Below are 25,669 nucleotides of genomic sequence, written 5' to 3' on the forward strand. Positions count from 1 at the left end.
CACAGGAGACATGATGGCTGGACGCAAGAAGCGACTCGCCTCCCTCACGGCGGTGCTCGCGACCCTGCTCGCCGGAATCGGCCTGACCCTGCTCGGCCAGGGCAGCGCGCAGGCCCACGGCGTCACGATGACGCCCGGATCGCGTACGTACCTCTGCTGGCTGGACGCCAAGACCAGCACCGGCAGCCTCGACCCCACCAACCCCGCGTGCAAGGCGGCGCTCGCCGAGAGCGGACCGAACTCGCTGTACAACTGGTTCGCCGTCCTCGACTCCCAGGCGGGCGGACGCGGCGCCGGTTACGTCCCGGACGGCACGCTGTGCAGCGCCGGCGACCGCTCGCCGTACGACTTCAGCGGCTACAACGCGGCGCGCGCCGACTGGCCCCGCACGCACCTGACCTCGGGGCGGACGATCCAGGTCAAGCACAGCAACTGGGCCGCCCACCCGGGCTCCTTCCGGGTGTACCTCTCCAAGCCGGGCTACTCCCCCACGACCGAACTCGGCTGGGACGACCTGGAGTTGATCCAGACCGTCACCGACCCGCCGCAGACGGGCTCCCCCGGAACGGACGGCGGACACTACTACTGGGACCTGGCGCTGCCCTCCGGACGCTCGGGTGACGCGGTGCTCTTCATCCAGTGGGTCCGCTCGGACAGCCAGGAGAACTTCTTCTCCTGCTCCGACGTCGTCTTCGACGGCGGCAACGGCGAGGTGACCGGCATCCGCGGCTCGGGCGGCACCCCGACCCCTACTCCCACGCCCACCCCTACCCCCACGCCCACGCCCACGCCCACGCCCACGCCCACGGAGCCGACCCCGACGCCGACTCCGACCGATCCGCACACCGGCTGCATGGCCGTGTACACCGTGGTGAACGCCTGGTCCGGCGGCTTCCAGGGTTCCGTCGAGGTGATGAACCACGCCACGACGGCGCGCGACGGCTGGGCGGTGCGCTGGACGCCGGGCGCCGGCACCCGGATCAGCAGTCTGTGGAACGGCGCCCTGACGACCGGGACGGACGGCACGGTCACCGTGGGGAACGTCGCACACAACCGGACCGTCCCGCCGGACGGCAGCGTCACCTTCGGCTTCACCGCGACCTCGACGGGCAACAACCACCCGGTCGGATCCCTCGTCTGCGTGACGCCGTGACGGTCGCCGCCCGTCCCTTCTGAGGAAGGTGGAGAGGGGCTGCCCCGCCGCGCGTCTCGCCGCGGGGCAGCCCCTCTCTCCTGTGCCGGACTTCCGGACTTCCGGACTTCCGGTCGTCAGGCGGAGGGATCGCCGTATCCGCCGTGCGGCCGGTCCCCGTCTCCCTCCAGAAGGGCGCAGACGAACCGCTCCTCCGTCGCGCGCAGCCGGGCGAGCAGCGCCGGGTCGAGCGTGACCTGGCTGGTGACGGAGACGGTGACGGCGCGGCGGCCGTCACGGGTGGCGGCGGCGAACTGGGTGTAGCCGGGGGTGTTCCCCGTGTGGCCGAAGACGGTGCCGCAGCGGGTCTCGTACCGGAAGAGGGCGAGTCCGGCGGCGTTCTCGCCGGGACCGGCGGGCTGGGACTCCCCGGGCACGAACCGGTGCTGGGCGTGCCGGGTGGGCGGCGACAGCAGGGCGGGCCCGGCGTAGCCGCCGATGAAGGTGTTCAGGTCGGCGGGGGTGGAGACGATGCCGCCCGAGGCCCAGGCGCCGGAGGCGCTGATCGCCTCGCTGACGTCCTCGGGCGGTTCGCCGGGGGTCGTGTCATAGCCGTGGAGGAAGGGGCGGGGCAGCCGGAACCCGGCGGGGAGGCTGGTGTCGCGGAGGTCGAGCGGGCGGTACACCAGCTCCCGCAGCAGGTCCTCGTAGCGCCGTCCGGTGGTCTGTTCGGCCATCAGGGCGACGGCGATGTTGTCCGAGTTGGAGTAGGCGTACCGGCTGCCGGGCGGGAAGGCGAGGTCCTCGCCCGCGACGAACTCCAGCAGGCGCCGGGAGTCGAAGCGGTGGCGCGGATCGGCGCGGACGATCTCCTGGAACCGTGGGCTGCGGCTGAAGTCGGGCAGGCCGCTGGTGTGCTGGAGGAGCTGGCGCAGGGTGACGGCGTGCCAGTCCTTCGGAAGGTGCGGCAGCCGCTTTCCCAGGGTGTCGTCGAGGGCGAGGGCGCCACGGTCCACCAGGGCGAGGGAGACGGCCCCGCTGAACGCCTTGGCGGCACTCGCGATCCGCATGTGGTCGTCCGCGCGGGGCGGCCGGGAGCCGCCCGTCCCGGACTTCGTGCCGGTCCCGGTTTTCGTGCCGCCGCCGAGCTCGGCGGTTCCGGCGCGGTAGACGCGGCGTTCGCCGTCGCGGGTGAGGACGGCGATCGCGCCGGGCGGCCCGCCGGGGGCGGCGACGAGCTCGGCGAGGGCGCGGCGCAGCTCCCGCTCCTCGGGGCCGCCGTGTCCGCCTCCGTCGCCGTTCGTCCCGGAGGGGGGTCGCTCGCCGGCCGTCGCGTACGGGAGGGCGGGCCCGGTCAGCGCGGCGGCGAGGAGCAGCACGGCGACGGCCGACCGTCTCGGGCGGTGGGGGCGGTGCGGGCGGCGGGCGGGGGCGGAACGGGGCATGCGTGACCTCCTGGACGGGCCGGCGGCCGGGCGCGGCGTACCGGCCCGTCCAGCTTCGGCACACGGCTCCGGGACCGTCGGCCGGGGCTGCGCCACCCGGCCGTGCGGAACCCCCCGGCAGGAGGCTCCGGCACGTCGTGGGCCTGGGCCGATCGGGGGACGAGCCGGCCGCCTCAGGGGAAGTACAGGGCGGCCTTCTCCAGCACGTGCCGCGTGAAGAGACCTCCCCACTGCACCTGCCCCCGGTACATCGTCGTCCGGGCCCCACCGGGCGTGGTCTCGACCGTCAGGGGCCGGCCGATCAGCGTCGTGCCGAGGATCCGGGCGTCCTCCGCCGCCCACCGCGCCGCCTCCGGCCGGACGCGCGTGCTCACCAGGGCGGGCAGCACCATGGCCGCGTTGCGCGCGCCGGGCACGCCGCTCCGCAGGCCCTTCGCGTAGCCCATGGCCCAGCCGGTGAACTCCGCCAGGTCGGCCGCGTCGACCTCGGGCACGGCGGCGGCGAAGACGAACACCTCGGCCTTGGTCCCGAACCACCGCGCCTTCCGGTCGGCCCGGGAGCCGGCCACCACCCGGCGGCCGTTCCACTCCGGCGTGGTCACCGTGCAGCCGTCTCCGGCCAGCCGCTCCCGGAGGGCGGTGAGGTACGTGGCCGCCGCTTCGGCGGTCGGCTCGGACGCATACGGATTCATGAGGGGATCCTCCAACAGCCTTGGTACGCAAGGGAAGTGGAGGGAGACGCCGCTACCGTCCCCTCGGCCGCTCCGGATGAAGCACGCGGATCAGTCCGCGACGGGCAGGCACTCGTCGAGCAGGGCGACGATGTCACGCCAGGCCCGCTCAGCGTGCCGCGGGTGGTGGCCGACGCCGGGAGGCGCGGCGTGGTCGACCGGCGGGTGGTGGAAGGCGTGCAGGGCTCCTCCGTAGACCACGAGGCGCCAGTCGACGCCCGCGGCCTGCATCTCGGCCGTGAACGCCTCCCGTTGCGCGGGCGGCATGATCGGGTCCTCCGACCCGACCCCGGCCCATACCGGGCAGCGTATGCGTGCCGCCTCACCCGGCCGGCCCGTGATCAGTCCGTTGACCGTCGCGATCGCGCGCAGGTCGACACCGTCGCGACCGAGTTCCAGTGCGACGGCGCCCCCGGTGCCGTAGCCGATGGCGGCGGTCCGGTCGGGGTCGGCCCGCGGTTCGGCACGCAGCACGTCGAGCGCGGCGTGACCGATTCCCCGCACGCGGTCGGGATCCGCGAGCAGCGGCAGGCAACGGGCCAGCATTTCCTCCGGGTCCTCCAGATAGCGTCCGCCGTGGAGGTCGAAGGCCAGCGCCACGTACCCCAGCTCGGCCAGGGCCTCGGCCCGCCGGCGCTCGACGTCGCTGAGCCCCACCCCCTCGGGTCCGATCAGGACCGCGGGCCGGCGCCCGGTACCGGCGGGGAGCGCGAGGTGTCCGATCATCGTCAGGCCGTCGGCCGGGTACGCGACCGTACGGGTGGTGACCGTCGTCATGTGACCGAACGGTAATGACCGTGGCGCCCGCCCGGGGCGGTGTTCACCGAGGGCAGACGGCGGCGCGGCGCCCCGTCCGGTCCGCGCCACCGCCCGCCGCTCGACCCGGAATCGCCCCGCCGGCTCCGCGCGTCCGCCGTCGTACGGGCCGGCCTGCCGCCCGTCGGGCGGCGCGGGAGCGGCCCGCGGCGGGTCAGGAGTGGGAGAGTGGTCGTATGTGCGGCCGATACGCTTCCACCCGCAGCCCCCAGGAGCTGACGCGGCTCTTCCAGGTGACCGACCGGCAGCCGGAGGAGGTGCTGGAGCCCAGCTGGAACGTGGCGCCCACCGACCGGGTGTACGCCGTCCTGGAGCGGGCCGGCCAGGACGGCGGCGGGGAGGTGCGCCGCGAGCTGCGGACCCCGCGCTGGGGGCTGGTGCCGTCGTGGTCGAAGGACCCCGGGTCGGGGGCCCGCATGATCAACGCCCGGGTCGAGACCGTGCACGAGAAGCCCGCCTACCGCCGCGCCTTCGCCAAGCGGCGCTGCCTGCTGCCCGCCGACGGCTTCTACGAATGGGAGCCGGTGAAGGACGAGGCGACGGGCAGAACCCGCAAGCAGCCCTACTTCATCCACCCCGCCGACGGCGGTCCGATGGCGATGGCGGGCCTGTACGAGTACTGGCGCGACCCCGACGTCGGCGCCGACGACGACCCGGCCGCCTGGCTGATCACGTGCACGATCATCACCACCGAGGCCACGGACGCCGCCGGCCGCGTCCACCCCCGCATGCCGCTCGCCCTCTCCCCCGACCGCTACGACGCCTGGCTCGACCCCCACCACCAGGACACCGGCGACCTGCGTGCGCTGCTCACCCGGCCCGCCGACGGACACCTCGCCGTCCGCGCGGTCTCGCTCGCCGTGAACAACGTCCGCAACAACGGCCCCCACCTGCTGGACGCCCCGGACTGACCCCGGGCCGGCCGGACGCCGGATCACGAACTCCTCGCCGCCGTAGCGCACTTCGACCGCGGTCCGGTCGTCTCCCGGTTCCTGGGTGAACTTCCGGGCCGGCGGCAGGGCACTCGGCCGAACGGGCCTACGCCTCGTCCGTGCCGGTGGTGCGGGCGCCGCCGAAGAGCCGGGAGGACTTGTCCTCCTGGGCCAGTCGCCGCAGCGCGAGCAGGGCCGGTTCCAGGAGGACGGTGACGAGTACGGCCCTCTCCGCCTGGGCCAGGGGGTCGCCCTTTCCGTCCAGCTGCCGCAGGTCCAGCTCGGCCATGTCGTCCGCGAGGCGGGCGTACGGCAGGAGGCTGCGCCAGTCGATGCCCGCGCCGAGGTGGTCGAGGGCGGCGAGGACCTCGGCGACGGTGCGCGTCGCGGGGTTGCCCGGGGACACGTCCCAGCCCATCTCGCCGATCAGGCTGTGCGCCTCGGCGAGTCCTTCCGGAGCGGAGCCGGAGGCCTCCGGGGCCGGGTCCGGGTCCGGCGACGGCTCATGGTCCGTGCCCTTCGCCGGGCGGACGCCCAGCACGATGCCGAGGACCTGGTGCAGGTCCTCCTGTCCGGCGGTGATCGCGTCGAGGATCTCCTTCGTCGCGCCGGCCGAGAGCCCGCGCGTCCCGACGAGGGTGCGGATCAGCCGGAGGCGGCGGACGTGGTCCTCGCCGTAGTCGGCCTGGTTGGCGGCGGTGGCCCGGCCCGGGGGGAGCATGCCCTCGCGCAAGTAGTACTTGATCAGCGGCACTTGGACGCCGGTGCGTCGGCTCAGCTCGGAGACCTTCATCGTTCTTCCCCTCGATAACGGATAATGGATAACGCTATTATCCATTCTGAAGCGGTCACCATGTCACGGCCCGTCGCGGCCCCGCACGCCCGTACTCCCGAGCTCCGCCCGAACGCCCTCCACCGGAAGGACACCCCTCCCATGTTCGGCACCCTCATGCTCCTCGCCGTCCCCGCCCTGCTGTTCCGGCTGCTCGGTGCGCTGGGCGTCGGACGGTTCGCCACCTGGCGGGTCTCCGCGCTGCACGGCCTCGCGGTGATGCTGGTCTTCACGGCGAGCGCGCACTTCGTCCCCTCGGGCCTCGGCCCGATGCCCGGCCATCAGGACCTGGTGGCGATGGTCCCGTCGTTCGTGCCGTTCCCCCGCTTCACGGTCTACGCGACCGGCGTCCTGGAGCTCGCCGGCGCCGCGGGGCTGGTCCGGGAGGCGACCCGCCCGGCCGCCGGGCTCGGCCTGGCCGTGCTCTTCGTCCTGATGCTCCCGGCCAACGTCCACGCGGCCGTGTCCGGCATCGGCCTCAACGGCGAACCGGCGACGCCGCTCTGGTTCAGGATCCCGGAGCAGGTCCTGTTCATCGCCCTGGCGCTCTGGGCGGCGCACGTCCCCCACGGCGCGCGCCGGGTGGGCGTCACGGCAGGGAGCGAGTGAGCCACACGACCTCGCCCGCGTCCTCTTCCCGGGAGACGTGGTCCCGCTCGAAGCCGAGCTTCTCCAGGACGCGGAGGGACGGCCCGTTCCACGAGCCGACGGTCGACCAGAGCCGCTTCCGTCCGGTGGCGGCCGCCGCGTCGAGCACGGCGCGGGCCGCCTCCGTGGCGTAACCCCTGCCGTGCGCGTGCCGGAAGAGCTCGTACGCGATCTCCGGCTCGTCCACGGAGGCCCGGCCGACGATCAGTCCGCAGTAGCCGATGGCGTCCCCCTCCGCGCGCCGCCGGATCGGCAGCAGGGCGAACCCCGTGGTCTCCGTCTCGGCGAGCAGCTTCACGATCCCGGCCCGGGCGCGCTCGACGGTGAACGTCCCCCGGTCGCGTTCGTCGAGGAGGGCACGGAACCAGTCGGCGTCCGACTCGGCCCACGGACGCAGGATCAGCCGCTCGGTCTCCAGGTGGGACGCCATCGTCTCGTAAGAACCCATGCCCCCACTCTGCCCCACTCCCCCACCCGCCGGCCCGGCGCCGTCTCCCTGTCCGGTGTCGCCGCGGGCGGTCCCGGTGCGAGGTTCCGGGCCGTGACCGCACCCGAGCCGACCGAGCCGGACCACCTCCGCGGGAGGGAACGCCTCGCACGGACCTCGTCGGCCGGAACCGGATCCTCGGCCCGCCCCGCGCGTGACGCGTGCCCCGCCGCCCGTCCGGCTTCACGCGGAGCGGCGCGCCGCCGATGCCGCCGCCATGCCGGCACCCTCGCCCGCTCCCGCGGCATATTCGCGGCGGGCGGCCTGGAGGAGGCCGGCCCAGTCCCGTACCGTGGGGCGGCGCTTCAGGAGGGCGCGGCGCTCCCGCTCCGTCATGCCGCCCCAGACGCCGTGTTCGATCCGCCGGTCCAGCGCGTACGCCAGGCATTCGGAGCGTACGGGACAGCCCACGCACAGCTCCTTGGCCTGGTTCTGGGCCGCCCCCTCGACGAACAGGTCCTCGGCGTCCGCCTCCCGGCACCGTCCCGACGCCATCCAACTACCTTCCACGCACTCCCCCTTGACCCGCGGGCTGTCGATCTCCCCGGACCGGTCCCCTTCGGTCGGCCCTCGTTGATCACGCACGCTACGTAGGCATGTGCTGCGGGTCTACACCTCGCCCCGTCCTTCGCTCCAACGGGTGACGACCGCACACGGTTCCGGCCACTCTCCGTGGTCTCCCCGGCCTTCGTGGCCGGATCCGTGGCCAAAGCTCAGCAGATGAGCCGGAAGGGGGTGTAGTCGCCGGCGGGGGCGGGCGCGGCGGCCCTCGTGCTCGGGACGACGGGGCGGCCGCAGGAGACGAAGAGGTCGTCGTAGCGGGTGCGGGAGCGGTTCCGGTAGGCCGTCGTGGCGCGGGCCAGCATCTTGACCACCTCCTCCGCGAGCATCAACTGGTACTGGCACGACTCGGGGTTGAGGGTGTTCAGGTCGCCGGTGGCCACGTGGTTCTCCTGGCGGCAGCCGCCCCCGCACAGGTAGCGGGCCCAGCAGCCGCCGCAGACGGGGTGCTCGTCGACCGAGCGGCGCCATTCGGGGTGTTCCCGGGTGATGCCCCGGTCGCCGGTGCCGACGTCGAAGTCCTCGTCGCCGACCAGGCGGTGGCAGGGGCTGACGCTGCCGTCCGGGGAGTGGGTGTAGTAGGCGCGGCCGCCGGAGCAGAAGGCGAGGGCCGCCGCCCCCTCACTGATCATCTGGACGGTCCGCTCGTACTCCAGGACGCCCTGGAAGCGGTTGCCGGGGTCGAAGAGGTTCGGGTAGTCGGCGAGGAACTCCTTGAACTGCTCGACGATGCCCGGCTGGAGGAAGTGGTTGATGTACCGGATCCCGCCCTGGGGTTCGGAGAGCGTCCGGTCGCCCAGGGTGAGGGCGACGGGGACCGTCGTGCCCGTGCGGACCGGGTAGACGCCCGGGTAGATCTGGAAGTGGTCGAAGAGGTCGAGGCGCCAGAGGTCCCGCACGCTGTCCCTGAGGCGGGGCTCGGCGGTCGTGATGGTCATCCGCGCGACGAGCGTCACCGCGTCGCCGCACTCCGCGCGGACCCGCCGGAGGTTGCGCAGGATCCGGTCGTACGATCCCCTGCCGCTCTTCGACGGCCGGTTGGCGTCCTGGACTTGACGGCCGCCGTCGATCGACACGGAGACGATGAAGCCGTACTCGCGGAAGAGCTCCGTGGTGCCCGGGGGCAGGAGCGTCAGATTGGTGGAGACGCGGTACAGGAACCGCGTGCCGTCCCGCTCCGCGACACCCCGCGCGCGCTCGCAGACCGTCCGGATGACGGGGAGGTTGGCCAGCGGTTCGCCGCCGAAGAACTCGAAGCGGACGCGCTGTCCCGGTGCCGCGTGGGTCGCGATGAAGTCGAAGATCCAGGCGACCGAGTGCTCCCCCATCGCCTCGGTGATCCGGCCGTAGTCGCCGCCTTCCGCGAAGCAGTAGGAACAGGCGAGGTTGCAGACGTTGGTGAGGTTGACGTTGACCGCGAAGTCGGCGCCGTCGGAGAGCGCGCTCTCGGCCAGCAGGGTCCGGTGGGTGTCGTCGCCGACGCCGGCCTCGGCCCGGAGGCGTTCCCAGGCCGTCCGCTCGTCCGGCAGGAGGTGGTCCTCCCCGGCTTCGAGGCGCCGGGCGGTGGCGGCGGGGGCGAGCAGGAGGCGGTGGTTGCCGGTGATGAGGACGGCGGCGGTGCCGGAGTGGTCACCGTCGCCGCCGTCGCCGCCACCGCCCAGCGGGAGGACCCGGTAGTCCGTGCCGTGGCGCAGGGCGGCGGTCCCCGCCGGGGCGTCGTTCCCGCGCCCGGTCACGGGCGCGCGCCCGGTCACGGGCGCGCGCCCGGGCGGAAGAGGGGCAGCGGCGACACGTCGGCGTTGAGCGTGCCGGCCGTCGCCTCCACCGTGGGGAAGTGCGCCCGGTCGAAGACCTGGTGGAGGGTGGACTCACAGCCCGCCGGTACGGCGACCTGCACCCCGGTCTCTCCGGGGGTGCTCTTGGCGGCGATGGAGCGGAAGCTCTCGTGCGGCGCCAGGTCGATGACCTCCCACGCCTGGTCGGCGGTGGCGTCGCCGCGGCGGCGGGCGTAGGCCCGCAGCGGCGCGGAGGAGGTGTTGCGGAGCTGGAAGTGGAGGGCACGTACGTCCCCGTGCCAGTCGAAGCCGGCGACGGAGAGCGGCTGCCCGGGCGGGAGGTCGCGGAGCCGTGCGCGCGGCCGGGAGTCCGGGAGGAGGGTGAAGCCGGCCTCGTCGCCGCAGCCGGTGCAGCGAGCGTCGGCGTCCAGGCCGACGAGGTCGGCGTTCAGGCCGTAGCGGGTGACCTGGAGCCGTCCGCACCGGCCGCACCGGGTGTGCGTCGACCCGGTGTCGTAGACGTTGCCGAGGTAGACGTGGCGAAGTCCCATGCGCAGAGCGGTTTTTCGCGCCCTCTCCAGGCGGTCGACGGGGGTCCGGACGGTGTCGGTCATCTTGTAGTCGGGGTGGAAGCGGACGAAGTGCGTCGGCACGTCGGGGCTCAGGCGCTCGCCGACGAAGGTCGCCATGTCGCGGGCGGTCTTCTCGTCGTCGCTGAGGTCGGTGACCATCAGCGTCGAGACCTCGACGTGCTTTCCGGCCCGGAAGACCCGCTCCGTCCCCTCCAGGACGGGCTCCAGCCAGCCCTTGGTGATCCTGCGGTAGTACGTCGGGTCCAGGGACTTGATGGACACGGAGAAGATGTCGATGACCGGGAGGAGTTCGTCGATCGCCTCGCCGGTGACGAAGAAGGCGGACTTGTAGAGGTTCACGAGGCCGGCGGCCTTCGCGAGCGCGGCGGTCTCGACGACGAACTCGTGCCAGACGACCGGGTCGTTGTACGTCCAGGAGATCACCCTGATCCCGTGCCGGACCGCGATGTCGACGACCTGCTCGGGCGTGTACCGGTGGACGTCCTTGTCCTCGACGTGGCGCGCCTGCGAGGTCTTCCAGTTGTGGCAGTAGTCGCAGTTGAGCATGCAGCCGACGTTGCCCATGGACAGGATCCGGGCGCCGGGCGCGTAGTGGAACACGGCCTCGGTCTCGATGGTCTCCTCGGTGGCGTGCACCGACCGCCCGTAGTTCAGGGTCACCAGCCGGCCGTCACGATTCGCCCGCACCCGGCAGAAACCGTGCTGGCCGGGCCGGATGCGGCAGTTGCGGGGGCTGAGGTGGCAGCGGACGACGTCGTCGTCCAGACGCTCCTCCAGGCGTGCGGGCCGGGCCTCGCTGTTCCAGTTCGTCTTCGTCACGTGCTGTCCTTCCGCGAGGGAGGGGTGAGGAGGCGACCGGGCGGTACGGGGACGGGTCACGGACACCGGCGGGCGCGCGGAATCACGCGCGCCGGAATGCGGGCGTCCTGGCACGGTCCGCCTGAGGAACCACCGATACGGAGCTTGAGGATTGTTGAACGTTCCTCACCGCCTGGCGATGAGCATGACCGAGCGCTCTCGCCGCCGTCAAGGCGTCGACGGGCACGGCTGCTCGAAGACGAACACCCCTACGCCCTCGGGCAGTTGGGCTCCGGTGCAGGAGGTGAAGGTGGTGCTACCGGGAGACGCCCGGGCGTGCCGCGAGGACGCCGCGGCAGTCGTCGGCGAGGAGTGCGTGTCGGACCCCTCCGGCAAGCTCCTCCGCATGACGCGTACGTGTGCCCTCGAGCGGGAATCCGGCCTGGAGCTGCTTCGGGTGCCCCGTCCGGACGGTGTCGGTCCTCGGCTTCGACGGGAGCTGATCGACTGCTGGATCGCCGTGACCAACGCGGGCGGGGCGGCCGGGTTTCCGTTCCCGCCGGTCGGTGACGGTGAGGTCGGGCCGGTCGTCGACGCGATCGTGGGCGGGCTGAGTCCCGAGCGGAGCCGGCTGGTCGTGGCCCGGGGCGACGGGGCGCTCGTCGGATGGGTGCTGCTGCGTCGCGATCCGGACCGGCTCGTCGGGCACTGGGGCAGCATCCACCACCTGCGGACGCGACCCGACCGGCGCGGTCGGGGAATCGGGGCGGCGCTCGTCGCGGAGGCACGGAGGATCGCCCGGGACGAGCTGGGGCTCGAACAGCTGCGGCTGGCCGCCCGGGGCGGCGAGGGGCTGGAGGACTTCTACGCGCGGTTCGGCTGGCGGGAGACGGGGCGGTGGCCGGGCGCGCTCCGCCTGGCGCCCGGCGACGACCGCGACGAGGTGCTGATGGTGCTCACGCCCTTGTGAGGGACCGGCGTCCGACGGGAGGCCGTCCGGTCGCGGATCGCGGCCACGTCGTCGCCCCGGCCCCGCGCCCCCGTCGCCCTGGATCACCGGATCCGCGCCGTGCCGTGACCATGGCCGCGCCCCTCCCCGTCGGTGTTCGCGACCCTACTGGTCGCTCCGGACGGGCGCCGCGGCCACCGTCGCGCGGTACACGCCGGGCCGTCGGCCCGTGTGGCGGGTGAAGACGGCCGAGAAGGTGCCCGGGTCGCGGTAGCCGACGTCGGCGGCGATGGCCGCGACGGTGCGGTCCGTGGTCTCCAGGAGGTGGCGGGCCCTGCGGACGCGGGCGGTGTGGAGGTACGTGAGGGGCGTGCGGCCCGTCTCCGCGCCGAAGCGGCGCAGCAGGGTGCGGGTGCTGACGCCGAACTCCCGGGCGAGGCCCGTCAGGTCGTAGCGGGCGGCGAGGTTCTGGTCGAGGTGGCGCATGACGGCGGCCGAGAAGGCGTGTCCCGTCGCCGGGAGGAGGGCGGCGTCGACGTACGGGGACTGGGTGGAGCGGGTGTCGTCGAGGAGGGCGACGCGCGCCGTGGCCCGGGCGGTGCCGGGCCCGTCGTGGTCGCGGACGAGGCGCAGCGCGAAGTCGTACATCGCGCTGAACGCGGCCGTGGTCGTCACCCCGCCGTCGGTGACCACCAGGCTCTCCGGGCGTACCCGCACCTGCGGATAGCGGCGCGCGAAGCGGTCCGCGTGCAGCCAGGAGGTCGTCGCCTCCCGGCCGTGGAGCGATCCGGCCTCCGCCAGGAGGTAGGCGCCGACGCAGATCGACACCACGGCCGCTCCCGAGGCGGCCCGCTCGCGGATCGTGGCGAGCTCCGGGGCGAGGCCCGCGAGCACCGCGTCCGGTTCGAGCGAGGGCGGCAGGTCGAAGCCAGGGACGATCAGGACGTCGGCCGGGCGGACCGCGGCGACGTCGATACGGGCCCCGCCGGCCGCGAGGACCCGCCGGCGCGGCGAGACGACGGAGGTCTCGTACGACGGCTCCGTCCGGCCCCGCGCGGCGCCGACGCGCGCGGCCATCGTCAACAGGTCGGGGACGCCGTACACCTCCGACGCGAAGCAGCCGGGATAGGCGAGGACGCTCACGCGCAGCGGGCTCATGGGGCGGGTCCTCCCGGTGGGTGGTGGGCCGCGGCGGCGGGCGCGTGGCGGGACACCCCGGAGTATCGGCGACATCGCCCGTTCCCGGGAAGGCGGAGGCCTCGTCATGCTGTCCGCCATGACAGAGCGGAAGAAGCGGCTCGACGACCCGCTGGACGACTTCTCGTGCCGGGTCGTGGAGGTCGAGGGCGTCGGCAGGCGGGTGTACGTGACCGGGGCGGGGCCCGCCGTCGTCCTCATGCCGGAGATGCCCGGCATCAGTCCTGACGTGGCCCGGTTCGCCCGGTGGATCCGGGACGCGGGCTTCTCGGTGTACGTGCCGTCGCTGTTCGGCGTCGACGGGGCCTATCCGCTGGCGGAGGCGGCCGGGAGCATCGTGCGGCGGGCCTGTGTCAGCGCCGAGTTCCGGGCGTTCGCGGGCGGTGGGACCAGTCCCGTGGTCGCGTGGCTGCGGGGGCTCGCGCGGGTGGCGCACGCCGAGCGCGGCGGGGTGGGGGTCGGGGCGGTCGGGCTGTGCTTCACCGGCAACTTCGCCCTGTCCATGACGCTGGAACCGGCCGTCGTCGCGCCCGTCGTCAACCATCCGTCGCTGCCGCTCGACGACCCCGAGGGGCTCGAACTGGGTGAGGAGGACGCGGTCGCCGTGGCCGAGCGGGTCCGGCGCGACGGGCTGAAGGTGCTCGCCTACCGCTTCGAGGGCGACCGCTGGTGCACGGGCCGGCGGTTCGCCGCGTACCGTGCGCTGCTCGGCGAGGCCTTCGACGGGCGTGTCCTTCCCGCCGGGGCGGCGAACCCCGACCCGCCGCCGTTCTTCCGCGAGGTCGTCGGGTGCGCCCACAGCGTCGTCACCGCCCATCTCGTGGACACCGCCGGGCACCCCACCGTGCGGGCCCGGGACGAGATCATCGCGTTCCTGGCGGAACGGCTCTCGCCCCCGGCGGAGGCGTCACGCTGAGGGGGCCGCCGGGTGGGGCGCCGTCCAGTCCGCGAGGAGCCGGAGGGAGCGGGCGGTCTCGGAGGCGGGTTCGACGTTGTAGACGCAGAGGGTCTGCTCGGTGTCTCCGGGCACCTGGAACGACTCGTAGGAGAAGTGCAGTTCGCCCACCTCGGGGTGGAGGTAGCGCTTGGCTCCGTGGGTGCGGCGCAGCACCTTGTGGTCGTTCCACCAGGCGGAGAACTCCGGGCAGCCGAGGGTGAGTTCGCCGACCAGGTCGGCGAGCCTGCGGTCGCCCGGGTGACGGCCGGCCTCCAGGCGCAGCATGGCCACGGTCTCCGCGGCGATCCGCTCCCAGTCGCCGACCCGCTCGCGGGCCCGCGGGTCCAGGAGGTAGTAGCGGGCGATGTTGCGCCGGGTGGCGGGGAGGGCGTCGAAGTCGGTGAGGACGGCCCTGGCGAGGTGGTTGGAGGCGAGGACGTCGGTGCGGCGGCCGAGGATGAAGGCCGGCACGTGGCTCAGCGTCTCCAGCATGAGGTACAGGCCGGGGCGGACCCGCTGGGGCCGGTTCGGGGCCCGGCGGGCCGTGTCCGGGCCGGGCAGCAGCAGGTCGGTGAGGTGCTCGCGCTCGGAGGCGTCCAGCTGGAGGGCGCCGGCCAGGGCCGCGACCACCTCGGCGGAGGGGCGGCCCGCGCGCCCCTGCTCCAGGCGCGTGTAGTACTCGGTGCTGACCCCGGCCAGCCGGGCGACCTCGTCGCGGCGCAGGCCCGGTACGCGGCGCGTCCGGCCGTCGGTCGGCAGCCCGGCCCGCTCCGGACCGAGCGCGGCGCGGCGGCCCCGGAGGAAGTCGGCGGTCTCTTCACTGCGGTCCATGGTTCCAGTGTGGGGCGTCGCGCGGGCCGCGGGGGGCCGCGGGGTGGCCCTGTCGGTACCTGTTTCGACAGGGCCTGCTCGGACGTCCCGGAGGGGGTCGCGAGCTGGTGTTCTTGAGGTGTGCCGGGAGTGACCCGCACCACACCCACCTCCTCGTTCCTCCGGAAGGCAGGACCTCATGTCCCCGCAGAACACCCTCGCGTCCCCGCCGAACACCCACCTGGCCGCGGCGCACGCCTCCGCGGCGGCGCGGGACGCCGCCCTCCCCCTGCGCGGCCGTGTCGCCGTCGTCACCGGCGCCTCCAGCGGGATCGGCGAGGCGGCCGCCGAGACGCTGGCCGGGCTGGGCGCGCACGTCGTCGCGCTGGCCCGGCGGGCCGAGCGGCTCGCGGAGCTCGTCGCCCGCGTCGAGAAGAACGGCGGCCGGGCGCTGGCGATCGCCGCCGACGTCACCGACCCGGCGGCGGTCCGCGCGGCGGCGGACCGGGTCGCGGCCGAGCTGGGCGGCGCGGACCTGCTGCTGAACAACGCCGGCGTCATGCTGCCCGCCCCGATCGAGGAGCTGGCCACCGACCAGTGGCAGCGGCAGATCGACCTGAACGTCACCGGGCTGATGAACGTGACCGGCGCGTTCACGCCCCAGCTGGTCGCGGCCGCCGCGGAGCGCGGGGTGGCCGACCTGGTCAACACCTCGTCGATCGCGGCGCAGAACATCTTCCCCACCTTCGCCGTCTACTCCGGCACCAAGGCGTACGTCACGCACTTCTCCCGGCATCTGCGCACCGAGCTGGGCCCGAAGAACGTGCGGGTCGCGGCGATCGAGCCGGGCATCGTCGGGACCGAGCTGCAGAGCCACGTCACCGACGAAGGCGCGCGGGCGTGGCTGGCGGACGCGAGGGAGTCGATGGAGTGGCTCACCCCGCAGGACGTCGCCGACACCATCGGCTTCCTCGTCTCGCTGCCGCCCCGGGTGAACCTCCAGCAGGTCACCGTCATGCCCACCGGCCAGGCGAGCTGACCGCCGCCCCGGACGGCCCCCCGCCGGTCAGGACACGAGGCGGGTCTCCACCTCCCTGAGCTTCACGGTGCACAGTCCGCCGCGCTCCGCCTTCACGTCGGTGACCTCCAGCTGGGTGCCCGGGGCCAGGATGTACTCCTCCTCGCCGGTGAAGGCGGAGAAGCCGCGGATGCCGACGGCGCGGGCCGGCGTCACCTCGAACAGGGTCCGCTTGCCGCGGCTGCCGAGGAACGCGCGGGCGACGCCCAGCTCCGAGGTGCAGGAGGAGACGCCCCACCAGGTGACGGTCTCCCCCAGGGGGTACTGGGCCCGCAGGTCCAGGGCGACGCCGCGCCACAGGGGCTCGGTGCGGGCGGGGAGCGCCTCCACCGCGGAGAACAGCAGCCGCAGGTAGGGCAGGTACGGCACGACGCGGTGGCGGTCCGGGGAGCGGAGGACGGCGTTGATGTTCCGGTAGAAGCCGGACTCGCAGGTGTAGAGGTGGAGCGCGGCGATCGCGTCGGCGGAGAGTCCCGCGCCGGCCTGCTCGTCGGCCCGCCGCTTGCCGAACTCGCGGGAGCGGTCGATGTGTCCGGCGAGGCCGCGCAGCACCCGGGTGACCGGGGCGACGGCGTCCTCGAACGGCATCAGCGCGGTGTCGAAGACGCCGGTGAGCGGGGGCAGGACGTGCCCCTCGTCGCGGACGCTGGTGAGGCGCTCCAGATACAGCTGGTGGAGCTCCATCGTCGAGGCGATGAAGGCGCCCATGCGGGCGGCGACATCGGCGTCCGGGCCGCCGCCTGCGGCGGAGGGCGCGGAGCCCGTGGCGGCGCCGGCCGGGGGCCGGTCCCAGCCCTTGCTCGGCAGCCAGTCGACGGGGTCGGCGCCGAGGGACATCAGGGCGTCGTTGACGGTGGCGAGGTGGTCGCCGTCGCAGAAGAGGTCGCCCTGGGCGGCCGGGTTGGCGTGGTCGATGTGGCGGACCTCCACGCCCGGGTAGTTCTTCTCCAGGCGCTGCACGGTCTTCTTGAGGCTGCGGGCGTGGGCACCCCACCAGGCGAAGACGACGCCCCGGTCCTCCGGGCCCTCCGCCTCCTGCTTGGCGCGCAGGATCTCCTCGACGATCCGCTCGGCGACGGGCCGCCAGAAGGCGGTGTGCCGGTCGGTGGCCATGGCGCCGTCGGCGCTGGCGGTCAGCGAGGCGTTGAGGAGGAGGACGCCCTGGGTGAGCATCGCCTGGAACCACTCGGGCGGCTGGACGGTCTCGTGCTCCTTCAGCAGGGAGCGGATGTCCTTGATGGGGGTCTTCTTGACGATGCCGTGCTTCCACATGGCCGCCGCCTTGATGAGGCAGCGGATGCTGACCGCCCGTCCGAACTGGCTGTCCTTCCAGTCGTTGAAGGTGTTGTCGAACATGGCGATGCCGGTGGCGCTCTCCGGCCGCGGGTAGGGGTTCTGGCCGAAGACGACGACCTTCCACTTGTGCGGCGGGTGCGGCTTGAGGGCCTGGAAGGTGAGCTCGCGGACGGGGACCACCTGCGGGCTGCGGCCGGGGCCGATGAACCGGTCGGCCTCCGCGCGGGCCTCGATGACCGGTTTGAGGACGGGCAGCCAGGGCTCGCCGCCGCCGGTGAACAGCTCGGCGAGGGCCAGCGGGTCGTTCGGGTCGGGCTGCGGCGAGGGCGTGGCGGTGGTGTCGCTCATGGCGGCGGAGCTCCCGGTGGTCGTACCTGCGGGGTGGGCGGTGGCGGTGGTGTGCGCCGCGGCGGCGGCCGGCGGGGCGCCGTCAGCGGTGCAGGGGGTGTCCTGCGGCGAGGACCCCTGCGCCGGGCCCGCCATGGGCTGCTCCTTCGGCGCCTGCTCCTTTGACGACGCCCCCTTTGCCTGCTGCTCCTTTGGCGACGCCCCCTTTGGCGGCTGCTCCTTTTCCGGCGGCTCCTCCGGCGGCCGTCCCCCCTCCCGCCGGTGCCGCGTACTCCTCCGGCGTCCCGCCCGGCGGCACGATCCGCACCCGGGTCGCGGGCGAGGCCTGGTCGACGCCGGCGAGCTGGGCGGTGATGGTGGCGCGCAGCTCGTCGTCGTCCTGGAACCAGTGGTCGTGGAAGAGGGTGTAACCGGTCCACATCAGGTTGGCGCACACCCGGGCGGGGACGCGGCCGGTGCGGGCGCCCATCCCGACCAGCGCCACCGAGCGGATGCTGCCGGGCGCCGTGCGGTTCTGCCGGTGGACGGCCTGGAAGGCGGCCGCGCAGGCCATGGCCACGTTCAGCGTCTCGCTCACGTTCTGCGAGGAGGCGACCATGGTCGGCGTCGAGATGACGAAGCGCGGCACGGTCGCTCCCGAGGGGACGCACACCGCGCTGCCGACCGGCATGCTGCCGTCGAAGCGGTCGGCGATCGCCTTGCGGACGCGCAGCTGGATCCCGGCGCCCAGGTGGCGCTTGATCGCGGCGTCGACGCCACCGTCCATCCGGCCCGCCGCGTTCGTCGGCGTGACCCAGGCGTCCACGTCCTCGTCGAGGATGGAACCCCGCCGGATCTCGATGCCGGGAACGTCGGCGAAGGCGGCGCGCCAGGCCTGTACCACCCCCGCGTCGACATCCGTCAGCACCACCCGCAGCGCGGTGTCCACACAGCCGTCGTTCATCGAAGCCCCCTGTCGGAACGGTGTCGTGCGACTCTCTCGCAACACCTCCGAAGCTAGTGGGCACCACTGACAACGCAGGTCCGCGCGCCCTCCGGCCCGCGCCCCGTCTTCCTCAGGCGTCCCGGCGGGCCGTGACGACCACGCCCGGCCCGGACCCCCGCATCTCGTCGGCCGGGAGCCGCAGTTCGGCGACCGTCCGCAGTCCGGCCTCCTCCACCAGCGCGACGATCTGCTCCGGCCGCCACCGGTGCGTGGTCCACCGGACCGGGACGCCGCCGTAGGCCTCGGTGCGCAGCAGGTCCCCGTCGCCGACGTGGAAGGCGGTGACGAGGTGTCCGCCGGGCTTCAGCGCCCGGGCGAAGAGGGCGAGGACCTGCGGGAGGACCTCGCGGGGGAGGTTGAAGAGCGACCACCAGCCGAGCACGCCGCCGAGGGAGGCCTCGGCGAGGTCGAGTTCGGTGGCGGAGGCGACGGCGAAGCGGCACTGGGGGTGGAGTCGCCGCGCGTTCTCGATCATGCGGGGCGAGAGGTCCACGCCGGACACGTCGATGCCCCGCTCGGCGAGGTACGCGGTCACCGTACCGGGCCCGCAGCCGACGTCGAGGACGGGGCCGAGTCCGCGGACGGCGTCGGCGAAGGCGTCGATCGGGGCCTTGAGCCAGGGGTCCTTGCGGATGTCGCCGATCCCCGTGTTCAGCACCATGTCGACGTAGTTGTCCGCCACGCGGTCGTAGGAGTCGCGCACGGTGTCGAGGTCGTCGGGGCGGTCGACGGTGTGTGTCTGCATCGGGCCACGATAGACCGCGGGGAAAGGACTCGGTGTCCTGTGCCCGGGGCATCGTCTTCCGGCGAAAGCCCTTCGTTCCCCGCGGGTTTGGTGTCTAGTGGATCTCGTCCGTGAGCACCACCCGGCCGTGGCGCACGCCTCTTGGCCGGGCATGCCGAGAACCGAGGGAGCACGTACTGATGGTGAGTGTGGAAACGTCCCTGAAGGAGGCGATGGCCTCCATCGAGGGGAGCGTGGGAGCCGCGCTGGTCGACTACACGAGCGGCATGGCGCTCGGCACGCTGGGCGGGGGCAAGGACCTCGACCTGACCGTCGCGGCGGCCGGCAACACCGACGTCGTCCGGGCGAAGCTGCGGACGATGGAGATGCTGGGCATAGACGAGGGCATCGAGGACGTCCTGATCACCCTCGACACCCAGTACCACCTCATCCGGCTGATCAAGGGGCGGGGCGGCAACGGCCTGTTCCTGTACATCGTCCTGGACAAGAACCGCGCGAATCTGGCCATGGCCCGGCACCAGCTGAAGCGGATCGAGGCGGACCTGGAGCTGTAACCGTCCTCCCGGCGCCCGGCTCCGCACGCCCTTCACTTGAAGAAATCTTCAAGTCGGCACATCCGAAAGTGACGCAGTCGAGGGCGGGTGGAAGCCGGGACACGGGAGGATGGGCCCGTCAGCACAGGTCAGAACGTCGGGGAGAGTCGTCGCATGCAGGTCCCGCTGTACCAGGCCAAGGCGGAGTTCTTCCGCATGCTCGGGCATCCGGTCCGGATCCGCGTCCTGGAACTGCTCCAGCACGGCCCCCTCCCCGTCCGCGAACTCCTCAAGGACATCGACGTCGAGCCGTCGAACCTCAGCCAGCAGCTGGCCGTCCTGCGCCGCTCGGGGATCGTGGTCTCCGTCCGCGACGGCGCCACCGTCAGCTACGCGCTCGCCGGGGGCGACGTGGCGGACCTCCTCAGGGCGGCGCGCCGCATCCTCACGGAGCTCCTGGTCGGCCAGAGCGAGCTCCTCGCGGAGCTCCGCCACGCCGACGGCGCCACGGCCCCGCCCGGGCCGCGCGACTGACCGCTCGCGCCGGTCCCGTCCTCCGCGCCTCAGGGGCGGGTTCCGGTGCTTCCGGGGCGCGGGGGATTTCCCCGGGCGTACAGCGGGAAGTCACGGGACGGTCGTGGGGCGGTGGTTCCAGGGCGCTCTTCTTGGGGCGCTCCGTGCCGGTCCGCGGCCGGCGCCCGGTTCCGTGTCCGCTCGTCCTCCGGAGGCTTCCCCCATGGCCGATCTCGATCGTCGCAGGTTCCTTCAGCTCGCAGGTGGTGCCGTCGCGTTCAACGCGCTCTCCGAGTCCATCGCCCGGGCCGCGGCGATCCCCGCGCAGGGGTCCACCGGCACGATCCAGGACGTCGAGCACATCGTCGTCCTCATGCAGGAGAATCGTTCCTTCGATCATTACTTCGGGGCCATGAAGGGCGTCCGCGGCTTCGGCGACCCGCGGCCCGTGACGCTGCCGAGCGGGAAGTCGGTGTGGAACCAGGCCGACGGCTCGAAGGTGACGCTGCCGTTCCGGCCGGAGAGCGCGAAGCTCGGGATGGAGTTCCTCCAGGGGCTCAACCACGACTGGGCGGGTGGCCAGAAGGCGTTCAACAACGGACGCTACGACCAGTGGATCCCGGCCAAGACCAAGGCGACGATGGCGTACCTGACCCGGGAGGACATCCCCTTCCACTACGCGCTCGCCGACGCGTTCACCGTCTGCGACGCGTACCACTGCTCCTTCATCGGCTCGACCGACCCCAACCGCTACTACCTGTGGTCGGGTCACACCGGCAACGACGGCACCGGCGGCGGGCCGGTCCTCAACAACGCCGAGGCCGGGTACGGCTGGAAGACGTACCCCGAGCGGCTGGAGGCGGCCGGGATCTCCTGGCGCGTCTACCAGGACGTCGGCGACGGCCTGGACGCGGCCGGCTCCTGGGGCTGGATCGACGACGCGTACCGCGGCAACTACGGCGACAACTCCCTCCTGTACTTCAACAGCTACCGCGACGCCCGGCCCGGGGACCCGCTGTACGACAAGGCCCGCACGGGCACGAACGCCAAGGCGGGCGAAGGGTACTTCGACCGGCTGCGCGCCGACGTGCAGGCCGGGCGGCTGCCGCAGGTCTCCTGGATCGCCGCCCCCGAGGCCTTCTCCGAACACTCCAACTGGCCCTCGAACTACGGCGCCTGGTACATCGCCCAGGTCCTGGACGCGCTGACCTCGAACCCGGACGTGTGGGCGCGCACGGCGCTGTTCGTCACGTACGACGAGAACGACGGCTTCTTCGACCACGTCGTCCCGCCGTACGTCCCGGCCTCCGCGGCGCAGGGCCTGTCGACCACGCCGACCGCCCTGGACCACTTCCCCGGGAGGACGGGGTACGTCGCCGGGCCCTACGGCCTCGGCCCCCGCGTCCCGATGATCGTCGTCTCCCCGTGGTCCACCGGCGGCTACACCTGCTCCGAGACCTTCGACCACACCTCGGTCATCCGCTTCATGGAGCGCCGCTTCGGCGTCCAGGAGCCGCAGATCTCGCCGTGGCGGCGGGCCGTCTGCGGCGACCTGACGTCGGCCTTCGACTTCGGCCGTGCCCAGCCGCGGCCGGTCGCGCTGCCGTCCACCGCCGGCTACTACCCGCCGGACCGCGAGCGCCACCCCGACTTCCCCGCCACCGCCCCGGCCGTCGGCACGATGCCGCGCCAGGAGCCGGGGGCGAAGCCGACGCGTCCGCTGAAGTACGCCCCGTACGTGGACGGCTCCGCCGACACCGCGGCCGGCACCTTCCGTCTCGCCTTCAGCGGCGGTCCGTCCGCCGGCGCCCAGTTCCACGTGACGTCCGCGAACCGCACCGACGCCCCCTGGACGTACACGACCGGGCCCGGGGCGTCGATCGCGGACACCTGGAACACCAGGTACTCCAAGGGCGTCACCGACCTCACCGTGCACGGCCCCAACGGCTTCCTGCGCCGCTTCCGCTCGCCCGGGAAGACCGCCGTCCCGGAGGTCGCCGCCCGCCACGACGCCGCCACCGGCTCCCTGCGCCTCACCTTCACCAACGCGGGCGCCACCACGACCGTGACCCTCGTGAACGCCTACGCGGGAGGCCCGCGGACGCTGACGGTGGCACGCGGCGCGACCGTCACCCACACCGTGCCGCTCGCCGACTCCGGCCGGTGGTACGACGTCACGGTCACCTCGCCCGCCCACGCCGACTACGTGCGCCGCCTGGCCGGGCACGTGGAGACGGGCGCGGAGGGCGTGACGGACCCGGGCATCCTCACGTACTGACCCTCCGGGGGCGGCACACCCGCACCGTGTGCCGCCCCCCCGGTGGTGGTCAGTGGCCGAGGGCTTCGATGCCCGCCCGGGCGAACTCCTCGTCCAGCAGGCCGCTGGGCGCGCCGGCGACGCCGATGCCGGCGATCGGGGAGCCCTGGTACGTGATGGGGAGGCCGCCGGCGAGGAAGAGGGTGCCGGGGATGTCGGCGAGCGTCGGGTTCTGTTCGAGGCGGCCGACGAGCACCGACGTGGGGGCGTTGAACGACGCCGCCGTGTACGCCTTGCGCTGCGCGGACTCGTAGGTGTGGGGTCCCGCGCCGTCGCCGCGCAGGACGACGATCGGGTTGCCGCCGCGGTCGAGGACGGCGACGCTGACGCGCTGCCCGGCGGCGACCGCCGCCGCGAGCGCGGCGCGCGCGGCCTTCTCGGCGGCCCGCTCCGTCAGGTGCGCGGTCTCGACCACGTTCTGGGGTGCGACGCCGTCGTTCGTCGCCGGCGCGGCACACGCCGCCGACCGGCAGGGGGCGTCGGCCGCCCGCGCGGGGACGGCCAGGCCGAGGCCCAGGCCGATCGCCATCAAGGTGCCGCAGGCTGCGGCGCGTACACCCGGCGTGGATCTCTTCACGGATTCTCCCGGCTCGGTCGCGGCGGCCGGCGGGGCGCGGGCCGCCTTCACAGCGGCATTGCAGCGCCGCCGGCGCCGCCCGCCGGGCACCGACACGGCCGGCTGGGCCGGACGGCCGAAGTCCCCGCCGGGCGGGCGCGGGGTCAGCGGCCGTCGCGGAGGCGGAGCAGGTACGTCGCGGTCAGGGCGACGGCGGGGTCCTCGTCGTGCGCGAGGCCGGCGAGGGCGCGGGCGGCGGCCGGGCCGGGGACGTCGGCGAGGGCCTGGGTGAGCCGGCCCCGGGCGGCGGGTCCGGTGGCGGGGTCGGCGAGCCGGGCGAGGAGTCCGGCCGCGATGCCGTCGCCGGTGGTGTCGTCGGTGGCCAGGGCGGCGAGCGCGTCGGCGGCGTCGGTGTCGTTCCGGCCGTCGACGACCATCTCGACGAGCGTGGGGAGCGCGTCGGCGTCGCCGCGGTTGCCGAGCGCGAGGGCCGCCCGGCCCGCGACCACCGGGTCGGGGTGGGCGAGGGCGGTGCGGAGCAGGGCAGTCGTCCCGTCGCCGGGGAGCCCGGCGAGGGCCCGGGCGGCCCGTTCGCGCACCGCCGCCTCCGGGGAGCCCAGTCCCTCGGCCAGGAGGGCGGGGCCTCCGTCGCCGGAGCGGGCGAGCGCCCAGCGGAGGGCGCCCGCGACATGGGGATCCGTCTCGCCGAGGGCGGCCTCCACCAGTGCCTCCACCGGTACGGGGACCTCGTCGGCGGCGGCGAGCGCGGCGCGCTGGCGGGTTCCCTCGCTCGCCGAGCCGAGGGCCTGGAGCAGCGCCACGACCCGCAGGGCGTCGTCCCAGCCCGCGGGTTCGGCGGCGTCGATGCGGCGCAGCCGGGTGAGCAGTTCGGTCTCGGCGGCGATGCGGGCGCGGGTCTGCTCGATGAGGTCGCCGACGAGCCGCCCGGGCGTGAAGCCGGGGTCGTCGAGGGCGCGGCCGATCTCCCGCAGCGACAGCCCCAGCGAGCGGAGGCTCTCGATGTGGAAGATCCGCCGGATGTCCTCGTCGCGGTACTCCCGGTAGCCGGATCCGGTGCGGTCCGAGGGCCGCACCAGGCCGAGCTTCTCGTAATGCCTGAGCATGCGGGCGCTGACGCCGGAGCGACGCGCCACCTCACCGATCAACACGCCCTAGTGTCCCTCCCCCGGAGAGCCGTCGAGCGCCACGACGCGCTTCGCCTCCTCGATCGCGTACGCGAATCCGGTGTCGGGGTCGTCCAGGATCCGCCGGGTGGCGAGGGCGTGCGCGCGCACCAGCGGGTCGGGGGCGGCCGCCGCGGTGTCCAGGACCGGCAGGATCACGTCCCCGAGCCCGGTCAGCGCCCGGCTCAGGCTGAGCTGGGTCTCCCGCCCGCCGCGGCCCAGCTGGGTGGCGAGCACGGCGGCGAGGGCCGGCTCCCCGCCGTGCGGTACGAGCAGGACGGCCGTCCGCCAGGCGGCCCTGGCCACCTCGTCGTCGGGATCGGTGAGGTGCGCGCGGGTGAGCGCCGGCCAGGCCCGCCGGTCGCCGATCTTGGACAGCGTGTGCAGGGCCTGGCTCCGTGCGCGCGTCCGCTCCGAGTCGAGCTCGGCGAGCACGCGGGGCAGCGTCAGGGAGTCGGGGTGCCGGGTCAGGGCCCAGGTCAGCATGTCGCGGACGAAGAACTCGGGCTCGACGGCGCAGCGCTCGACGAGCGCGTCGACGAACCGCTCGTCGGGGGTCGTGCCGACCGCCAGGGCGGCCTTGAGCCGTACCGACGGGCGGTCGTCCGCGAGCGCCCGGAGCGCGCGCCGCACCTCGGGGTCCTGATACGTCGTGGTCATCGGAACCACCTCCTCGCCCGGCAGTCAAAGGCTTGTCACCGTGTCAAGGTCAAGCGCGCCGCCTCCTCCGTCAGACCGCGCGGGTGTGGACGAGGAGGACGGCGCGCCCGTCGAGGGTGCGCGTCCCGGCGAGGGCGAGGGGGGTGCGGGCCGGGGCCGGGTGGAAGGCGGGGCGGCCGCCGCCGAGGAGGACCGGGTGGACGACGACGTGGTACTCGTCGATCACGCCGTGCTCGGCGAGGTGGGCGGCGAGCTCCGAGCCTCCGAAGAGGACGAGGTCGTGGCCGGCCTCCTTCAGGGCGGTCAGCTCCTCGGCCGCGTCGTCCGAGACGACGCGGGTGGTGTGCGCGGCCTCTCCCGGGGCGCCCTCGTCCAGGTCGTCCTGGCGCAGGGTGCGGGAGACGACGACCTTGGGCGCCTTGCGCCAGACCGGCGCGAAGGCCAGGTCGTGCGGGTCCCGCGAGTACCGCTCGGCCTGGGGCCAGAAGCCGGACATGAGGTCCCACACCTTGCGGCCGTAGAGGAAGACCGTGCCCTCCGGGGTCAGTTCCCGCGCGTGGGCGGAGAGGCCGGGACCCATCTCCGGCCAGTCGAACTCGCCGTTCGGGCCCTCGATGTAACCGTCGAGGGACTGGTGCACGAAGTGGATGAGCTTGCCCATGGTGTCGGCCGGTCCTCCTGTGTGTGCCGGTGCCCCTGTGACACCGGTACCCCTGGGTCGAAGCCGCGACGACGGTCTCGACATCCGGCGCGGGACTTTCCCGGAGAAATTTCCGGAGGCATGCCCGAAGGCGCCCCCTCGGCACGTTTC

26 protein-coding genes are annotated in these 25,669 nt (G+C 73.8%); 9 read left to right on the top strand and 17 right to left on the bottom strand.

Annotated features, from left to right (window positions below; all coding sequences use genetic code 11):
* Positions 1–13 precede the first annotated feature (13 nt).
* A complete protein-coding gene (locus tag IE245_RS27660; RefSeq protein ID WP_189952352.1) occupies positions 14–1,153 on the top strand; it encodes a lytic polysaccharide monooxygenase in 1,140 nt (379 codons plus the stop codon).
* Positions 1,154–1,269: 116 nt separating this feature from the next.
* On the opposite strand, the gene IE245_RS27665 is transcribed toward IE245_RS27660, so the two are convergent.
* From IE245_RS27665 to IE245_RS27675, 3 genes are all read right to left on the bottom strand, one after another.
* A complete protein-coding gene (locus IE245_RS27665; RefSeq protein ID WP_189952354.1) occupies positions 1,270–2,577 on the bottom strand; it encodes a serine hydrolase domain-containing protein in 1,308 nt (435 codons plus the stop codon).
* Between the two features lie 173 nt (positions 2,578–2,750).
* Entirely contained in the window at positions 2,751–3,269 is a 519-nt protein-coding gene (locus tag IE245_RS27670; RefSeq protein ID WP_189952356.1) for a hypothetical protein, read from the bottom strand.
* 90 nt (positions 3,270–3,359) lie between these two features.
* The gene (locus tag IE245_RS27675; protein ID WP_189952358.1) at positions 3,360–4,085 is read right to left on the bottom strand and encodes a dienelactone hydrolase family protein; all 726 of its coding nucleotides are present in this window, start codon (positions 4,083–4,085) and stop codon (positions 3,360–3,362) included.
* Positions 4,086–4,300: 215 nt separating this feature from the next.
* Between IE245_RS27675 and IE245_RS27680 the strand changes: the two genes are divergently transcribed.
* Positions 4,301–5,035: an SOS response-associated peptidase gene (locus IE245_RS27680; protein WP_189952360.1), complete on the top strand. Its 735-nt coding sequence runs from the start codon at positions 4,301–4,303 to the stop codon at positions 5,033–5,035.
* Between the two features lie 127 nt (positions 5,036–5,162).
* Here the strand turns inward: IE245_RS27680 and IE245_RS27685 are convergent, their stop codons facing one another.
* Positions 5,163–5,849: a MerR family transcriptional regulator gene (locus IE245_RS27685; RefSeq protein ID WP_189952363.1), complete on the bottom strand. Its 687-nt coding sequence runs from the start codon at positions 5,847–5,849 to the stop codon at positions 5,163–5,165.
* A 141-nt stretch (positions 5,850–5,990) separates the two neighbouring features.
* On the opposite strand from IE245_RS27685, the gene IE245_RS27690 reads away from it, so the two are divergent.
* The gene (locus tag IE245_RS27690) at positions 5,991–6,497 is read left to right on the top strand and encodes a DoxX family protein (protein WP_189952365.1); all 507 of its coding nucleotides are present in this window, start codon (positions 5,991–5,993) and stop codon (positions 6,495–6,497) included.
* On the opposite strand, the gene IE245_RS27695 is transcribed toward IE245_RS27690, so the two are convergent.
* The 4 genes from IE245_RS27695 to amrS form a co-directional block, all read right to left on the bottom strand.
* Positions 6,478–6,984 carry a GNAT family N-acetyltransferase gene (locus tag IE245_RS27695; protein ID WP_189952367.1) on the bottom strand — a complete coding sequence of 169 codons (507 nt, stop codon included), beginning with the start codon at positions 6,982–6,984 and terminating at the stop codon, positions 6,478–6,480. The genes IE245_RS27690 and IE245_RS27695 overlap by 20 nt on opposite strands.
* A 222-nt stretch (positions 6,985–7,206) precedes the next feature.
* Positions 7,207–7,518, bottom strand: coding sequence for a WhiB family transcriptional regulator (locus IE245_RS27700; protein ID WP_189952370.1), 312 nt, complete (start codon positions 7,516–7,518; stop codon positions 7,207–7,209).
* Positions 7,519–7,736: 218 nt separating this feature from the next.
* On the bottom strand, positions 7,737–9,320 hold the full coding sequence (locus IE245_RS27705; protein WP_189952372.1) for a radical SAM/SPASM domain-containing protein: 1,584 nt from the start codon (positions 9,318–9,320) through the stop codon (positions 7,737–7,739).
* A 14-nt stretch (positions 9,321–9,334) separates the two neighbouring features.
* Positions 9,335–10,771 carry an AmmeMemoRadiSam system radical SAM enzyme gene (amrS, locus tag IE245_RS27710; RefSeq protein ID WP_189952375.1) on the bottom strand — a complete coding sequence of 479 codons (1,437 nt, stop codon included), beginning with the start codon at positions 10,769–10,771 and terminating at the stop codon, positions 9,335–9,337.
* Between the two features lie 289 nt (positions 10,772–11,060).
* Between amrS and IE245_RS27715 the strand changes: the two genes are divergently transcribed.
* The gene (locus IE245_RS27715; RefSeq protein ID WP_308436634.1) at positions 11,061–11,720 is read left to right on the top strand and encodes a GNAT family N-acetyltransferase; all 660 of its coding nucleotides are present in this window, start codon (positions 11,061–11,063) and stop codon (positions 11,718–11,720) included.
* Between the two features lie 144 nt (positions 11,721–11,864).
* Here IE245_RS27715 and IE245_RS27720 read toward each other — a convergent pair whose 3' ends face one another.
* The gene (locus tag IE245_RS27720; protein ID WP_189952377.1) at positions 11,865–12,857 is read right to left on the bottom strand and encodes a GlxA family transcriptional regulator; all 993 of its coding nucleotides are present in this window, start codon (positions 12,855–12,857) and stop codon (positions 11,865–11,867) included.
* A gap of 118 nt (positions 12,858–12,975) precedes the next feature.
* Here IE245_RS27720 and IE245_RS27725 point away from each other — a divergent pair, with 118 nt between their 5' ends.
* Positions 12,976–13,812 (top strand): dienelactone hydrolase family protein, encoded by an 837-nt coding sequence (locus tag IE245_RS27725; RefSeq protein ID WP_189952378.1) that lies wholly within the window; start codon positions 12,976–12,978, stop codon positions 13,810–13,812.
* On the opposite strand, the gene IE245_RS27730 is transcribed toward IE245_RS27725, so the two are convergent.
* Positions 13,804–14,664, bottom strand: a complete 861-nt coding sequence (locus tag IE245_RS27730) for a helix-turn-helix domain-containing protein (protein WP_189952380.1) — start codon at positions 14,662–14,664, stop codon at positions 13,804–13,806. The two genes, IE245_RS27725 and IE245_RS27730, sit on opposite strands and share 9 nt — an antisense overlap.
* Positions 14,665–14,842: 178 nt before the next feature.
* On the opposite strand from IE245_RS27730, the gene IE245_RS27735 reads away from it, so the two are divergent.
* The gene (locus IE245_RS27735) at positions 14,843–15,682 is read left to right on the top strand and encodes an SDR family oxidoreductase (RefSeq protein ID WP_189952382.1); all 840 of its coding nucleotides are present in this window, start codon (positions 14,843–14,845) and stop codon (positions 15,680–15,682) included.
* A 27-nt stretch (positions 15,683–15,709) separates the two neighbouring features.
* Here IE245_RS27735 and IE245_RS27740 read toward each other — a convergent pair whose 3' ends face one another.
* From IE245_RS27740 to IE245_RS27750, 3 genes are all read right to left on the bottom strand, one after another.
* Positions 15,710–17,500: an ADP-ribosyltransferase domain-containing protein gene (locus IE245_RS27740; protein WP_229851573.1), complete on the bottom strand. Its 1,791-nt coding sequence runs from the start codon at positions 17,498–17,500 to the stop codon at positions 15,710–15,712.
* Complete coding sequence (locus tag IE245_RS27745) at positions 17,448–18,308, bottom strand: macro domain-containing protein (RefSeq protein ID WP_229851574.1); 861 nt, start codon at positions 18,306–18,308, stop codon at positions 17,448–17,450. Before IE245_RS27745 ends, IE245_RS27740 begins: the two co-directional genes overlap by 53 nt.
* A 112-nt stretch (positions 18,309–18,420) precedes the next feature.
* A complete protein-coding gene (locus IE245_RS27750) occupies positions 18,421–19,095 on the bottom strand; it encodes a class I SAM-dependent methyltransferase (protein WP_189952384.1) in 675 nt (224 codons plus the stop codon).
* A gap of 179 nt (positions 19,096–19,274) precedes the next feature.
* Here IE245_RS27750 and IE245_RS27755 point away from each other — a divergent pair, with 179 nt between their 5' ends.
* The 3 genes from IE245_RS27755 (at position 19,275) to IE245_RS27765 (ending at position 22,419) form a co-directional block, all read left to right on the top strand.
* Positions 19,275–19,649: a hypothetical protein gene (locus IE245_RS27755; RefSeq protein WP_189952387.1), complete on the top strand. Its 375-nt coding sequence runs from the start codon at positions 19,275–19,277 to the stop codon at positions 19,647–19,649.
* Between the two features lie 153 nt (positions 19,650–19,802).
* The gene (locus IE245_RS27760; protein WP_189952389.1) at positions 19,803–20,162 is read left to right on the top strand and encodes an ArsR/SmtB family transcription factor; all 360 of its coding nucleotides are present in this window, start codon (positions 19,803–19,805) and stop codon (positions 20,160–20,162) included.
* A 202-nt stretch (positions 20,163–20,364) separates the two neighbouring features.
* Positions 20,365–22,419: a phosphocholine-specific phospholipase C gene (locus IE245_RS27765; protein WP_189952391.1), complete on the top strand. Its 2,055-nt coding sequence runs from the start codon at positions 20,365–20,367 to the stop codon at positions 22,417–22,419.
* Positions 22,420–22,468: 49 nt separating this feature from the next.
* Here IE245_RS27765 and IE245_RS27770 read toward each other — a convergent pair whose 3' ends face one another.
* The 4 genes from IE245_RS27770 to IE245_RS27785 all read right to left on the bottom strand — a co-directional run bounded on the left by IE245_RS27770 (position 22,469) and on the right by IE245_RS27785 (position 25,519).
* The gene (locus tag IE245_RS27770) at positions 22,469–22,987 is read right to left on the bottom strand and encodes a GlcG/HbpS family heme-binding protein (RefSeq protein ID WP_189952475.1); all 519 of its coding nucleotides are present in this window, start codon (positions 22,985–22,987) and stop codon (positions 22,469–22,471) included.
* 191 nt (positions 22,988–23,178) lie between these two features.
* The gene (locus tag IE245_RS27775; RefSeq protein WP_189952393.1) at positions 23,179–24,183 is read right to left on the bottom strand and encodes a HEAT repeat domain-containing protein; all 1,005 of its coding nucleotides are present in this window, start codon (positions 24,181–24,183) and stop codon (positions 23,179–23,181) included.
* A gap of 3 nt (positions 24,184–24,186) precedes the next feature.
* Entirely contained in the window at positions 24,187–24,858 is a 672-nt protein-coding gene (locus IE245_RS27780) for a HEAT repeat domain-containing protein (protein WP_189952395.1), read from the bottom strand.
* Between the two features lie 70 nt (positions 24,859–24,928).
* Positions 24,929–25,519, bottom strand: a complete 591-nt coding sequence (locus tag IE245_RS27785) for a dihydrofolate reductase family protein (RefSeq protein ID WP_189952397.1) — start codon at positions 25,517–25,519, stop codon at positions 24,929–24,931.
* Between the last annotated feature and the right edge of the window lie 150 nt (positions 25,520–25,669).

The organism is Streptomyces roseolus, from assembly GCF_014649855.1.
Lineage (GTDB): Bacteria > Actinomycetota > Actinomycetes > Streptomycetales > Streptomycetaceae > Streptomyces > Streptomyces roseolus.